Origin of the sequence: Mesorhizobium sp. M7A.F.Ca.CA.001.10.2.1 (assembly GCF_003998575.1) — a bacterium.
Taxonomy (GTDB): domain Bacteria; phylum Pseudomonadota; class Alphaproteobacteria; order Rhizobiales; family Rhizobiaceae; genus Mesorhizobium.
The window spans coordinates 1-3,338 of sequence record NZ_RZQY01000665.1 but is presented as its reverse complement, the minus strand read 5'-3'; the positions used below and the strand labels follow the sequence as shown (position 1 = coordinate 3,338).

General features: G+C 63.4%; 5 protein-coding genes. 1 reads left to right on the top strand and 4 read right to left on the bottom strand.

From position 1 onward, the window contains the following. The first annotated feature begins 58 nt into the window (after nucleotides 1-58). Nucleotides 59-1,138, top strand: coding sequence for a siderophore-interacting protein (locus EN964_RS29520; RefSeq protein ID WP_127269789.1), 1,080 nt, complete (start codon nucleotides 59-61; stop codon nucleotides 1,136-1,138). A gap of 7 nt (nucleotides 1,139-1,145) precedes the next feature. Here the strand turns inward: EN964_RS29520 and EN964_RS29515 are convergent, their stop codons facing one another. From EN964_RS29515 to EN964_RS29500, 4 genes are all read right to left on the bottom strand, one after another. Beyond that, nucleotides 1,146-2,249 (bottom strand): AbrB family transcriptional regulator, encoded by a 1,104-nt coding sequence (locus tag EN964_RS29515; protein WP_127271715.1) that lies wholly within the window; start codon nucleotides 2,247-2,249, stop codon nucleotides 1,146-1,148. A 95-nt stretch (nucleotides 2,250-2,344) separates the two neighbouring features. Beyond that, a complete protein-coding gene (locus EN964_RS29510) occupies nucleotides 2,345-2,731 on the bottom strand; it encodes a type II toxin-antitoxin system VapC family toxin (RefSeq protein ID WP_127270551.1) in 387 nt (128 codons plus the stop codon). After that, nucleotides 2,728-2,973, bottom strand: a complete 246-nt coding sequence (locus tag EN964_RS29505) for a type II toxin-antitoxin system Phd/YefM family antitoxin (protein WP_056595839.1) — start codon at nucleotides 2,971-2,973, stop codon at nucleotides 2,728-2,730. Before EN964_RS29505 ends, EN964_RS29510 begins: the two co-directional genes overlap by 4 nt. Before the next feature lie 161 nt (nucleotides 2,974-3,134). Continuing rightward, a partial coding sequence (locus tag EN964_RS29500; protein WP_127277075.1) for a putative quinol monooxygenase occupies nucleotides 3,135-3,338 on the bottom strand: 204 nt, incomplete at its 5' end.

Below are 3,338 nucleotides of genomic sequence, written 5' to 3'. Positions count from 1 at the left end.
CGGTTCGGGCAAGGCGCCGCGCGGCGCCTTGCCCGAACCGTTTCGAAGGACTTGAGCGATGGACCAACTTAGCGCGCAAACCCGGATCAGCGACGCGGCGATCAGATCGGTGATGGACCGGCTGCGCGCAGAGCACAGCGAATTCGAGATCGACACTGGCGTTGCCGACCAGTGGGAGCTCCGCCTCTACTACGGCTCGTTGAGCGCTACGCTCGATGATGAAAGCGTGCTGATCCGCGTCGCGGCGACAGACGAAACCTGCCTGTCCTACATGAAGATGACGGTCGCCGGCCATGTCGCCGAACATCTCGGCACGACCAAGGGCATCCATTGGCAAGGCGACGGCAGCGACGCCGGTACTCCGGTCTTCTTCCGCGAGATCACGGTGATGTCGTCGACGCGGATATCGGCGCATATGCAGCGCCTGCGCTTCGCCGGCAAGGATCTCGGCCGATTTAGCCATGGCGGCCTGCACATGCGGCTGCTGCTGCCGCCGCCTGGCCGCCGGCTGGTTTGGCCGACGATGGGCGCTGACGGCTTGATCGTCTGGCCTTCTGGCGACGATGCGCTTGCTGTGCGGGTCTACACGATCCGGGCGCTGGATGCCGCAAGCGGTTGGCTCGATGTCGATTTCGTGTTGCACCCCGGCCAGAACACGCCCGCCGCCACATTCGCGCAAAACGCACGGGCGGGAGACGTCATCGGCATGATCGGACCCGGCGGCGGCGACGCCCCGGTGGCGCAGACCTTGCTTCTGCTCGGCGACGACACCGCGCTGCCCGCCATCGGCAGGATTTTGGAGCATCTGCCGCCATCAACACGTGCCGAGGCGCTGATCGAGGTCGATAGCCCGGATGACCGAATAGCGCTGGCGCAAGGGGACAATATCGACATCACCTGGCTTTACCGGCGCGGCCTCGAGGCCGGCACCGCGGGCCTATTGTCGACCGCCTTGCGTGAGCGCAATCACATGGCGCTTGCCGACGGCCTGTACGTCTGGGCAAGTTGCGAATTCGGCGATTTCCGGGAGATACGCAAGATCGTGCGCAAGCAGTGGGGCCTGCCGCGCGACCGGCACCTGGTTACGGCCTACTGGCGTCGGGATGCGCATAGCGTGGGCGAGGGCGGCGAGGACTAGTCGCTGCTTATTGCCTGACGCTTCTGGCCACCAGCCGAGCGACGCTCGGGCCGACCAGCAGCACGATCAGGAAGCGTGCCGATTGCAGGGCCATGACGAAGGAGATGTCGACGTTCTGCGCGGCGGCGGCGATGATGGCGATGCTGTCCATGCCGCCGGGGCTGGTCGCCAGATAGGCGGTCAGCGGATCGATGCCCAGGAGATGGCTGATCAGGAAGGCAAGGCCGCCGCAAAAGGCGATCAGCGCCACGATCGAGGCGATGATCTGCGGCAATGCGCGCGTTGCATGGCGCAGGATCGCCGTTGTGAAGTTCAGGCCGATCGACCAGCCGACCATGGCGTAGCTGACGGCCAGCAGCCATTGCGGCAATTGCATCTCCACGCCCAAGCCAAGATGGACGACGGTGCCGAAGATAAAGGTGCCGAGGAAGAAGGGCGAGGGCAGCCGGAAAATCTTTCCCGACAGGCCGCCAACCAGCGCGATGCCGATGGTGGCGGCGAAGGCCTGGCGGTCGATCGGCGGAAACCAGACGATGGGCGGGATTTCGACGCCCGAGGTGTCGACCCACATCTTGGCAACGAGTGCTGCGGTCATCGAGACGAATATGACGCGCAGATATTGCATGAAAGCGACGAGGCGCTGGTCGGCACCGAAGGCACCGGCCATCAGCACCATGGCGGTGGCCGCACCCGGCGACGAGCCCCAGACGGCGGTGGTGCCGGGCAGGATGCGCCAGCGGCTGATCAGCCAGCCGAGCAGGCTGGAGGCAGTGACGGTCGCCACCACGACGCCTAAAAACAGCGGCCATTCCTGGTAGAAGACCGGAAAGATGTCGGCCGAGATCGAGCTGGCGACGAGGCAGCCGACGATCGCCTGGGCGGCGCCAAACAGAAGACGCGGCACACGCACCGTGGCGCCATTGGTGCCGGCGACGATGGCCGCCAGCATCGGTCCGATCAGCAACGCCGCCGGCAGGGTGGCGAGTTCCAGCGCGCCGGCAAACAGCAGGGAAACAACCAGCAGGGCAAGCCACTGCCAGAGCTTGCGCATCCGCGCCATGCGCTCGAGTGTGGGCAGGTCCGGGGATGGCTGCTCGGCCGAGGAATCCATGTTTCGGTCTTAGACTTGAAGCGGGACGATGCGAACCCCCGCTTTGCCGAAAAAGGAAGCTGTGTGGCGCGCGAGTCACGCAGTTTACCAAGGTGTCAGAGCTTTCGGATAGGACCGGGATAACGGGCGACAAGATCGTCCATCGTCAGCAAGGTAATCCCCTCAATGGTTGCCTGGGCGACCAGGATTCGATCGAAGGGATCCTTGTGGATCGCCGGAAGTCCGTCGATGGCGAGGGCATGTTCACTGGTGATCGGCAAGTCGTGATAGCCATTGTCGAATAGGCCTCGCCGGAGCAAACGGGGATCGACCTGGAAATCATCCCGTCCCAGTCCTCGTTTGATTGCGATCTCCCAAAGGCTGGCGGGACTGAACAGCAATTCGTTCTCGGGGTCCTCAATCTCGGCGAGAGCCGCAGGTGTTAGCCGATCCGGTTCGCCAGCCGCCCACAGCAGCAAATGGGTGTCGAGTAGCAGTTTCAAGTGTTGACACCGAACAGTTGCTCAATCTCCTCGCCACCCATGCGGTCGAAATCGTCGGGAACGGAAAACTGGCCGGCCATAAAACCGACCCTTCGCGCCTGCGACGAGGCCGGCTGATCGATAGGCACGACTTTCACCAATGGTTTGCCCGCCTTGGCGATGATGAACGGCTCACCTTTGGCAGCTCGGTCAACGAGACGTGAAAGATTGGTCTTCGCATTGTGGATGTTCACGGTCTGCATCGCAGGTTTCTCCAAGTGGACTTAGTCCACAGAGCTTAGTCCATTTTCAGAGAATTACAAGTGGAGCGCGATGACTGGCAAAACCCGGGGTCGAGATTGTTCACCTGTCGATATTGCACCCTGGAGTGCGAACCTCGCCTCGGCATCAAGCCGTGGGCGGATCACCCCGTCTTGCCGTCAGCCAGCCCGAAGCCGCCGACGGGATGGGTCTCGACCTGGAATTCGAAGCCGGCGATGAATGGCCGCGCCTTGGCGATCGCCGCCTGGACTTCGGGAAGCTGCAGCGAGGCCTTGTGACTTTCGGCGTCGGTCCACACTTCGGTGACCCAGATCGCGTCGGCATCGGCGGGGTCGCGGGCGATGAT

Bases quoted from the DNA above. Each gene is read 5' to 3' on its own strand.
- EN964_RS29520 (WP_127269789.1), top strand. From the start codon at position 59: ATGGACCAACTTAGCGCGCAAACCCGGATCAGCGACGCGGCGATCAGA.
- EN964_RS29515 (WP_127271715.1), bottom strand. From the start codon at position 2,249: ATGGATTCCTCGGCCGAGCAGCCATCCCCGGACCTGCCCACACTCGAG.
- EN964_RS29505 (WP_056595839.1), bottom strand. From the start codon at position 2,973: ATGCAGACCGTGAACATCCACAATGCGAAGACCAATCTTTCACGTCTC.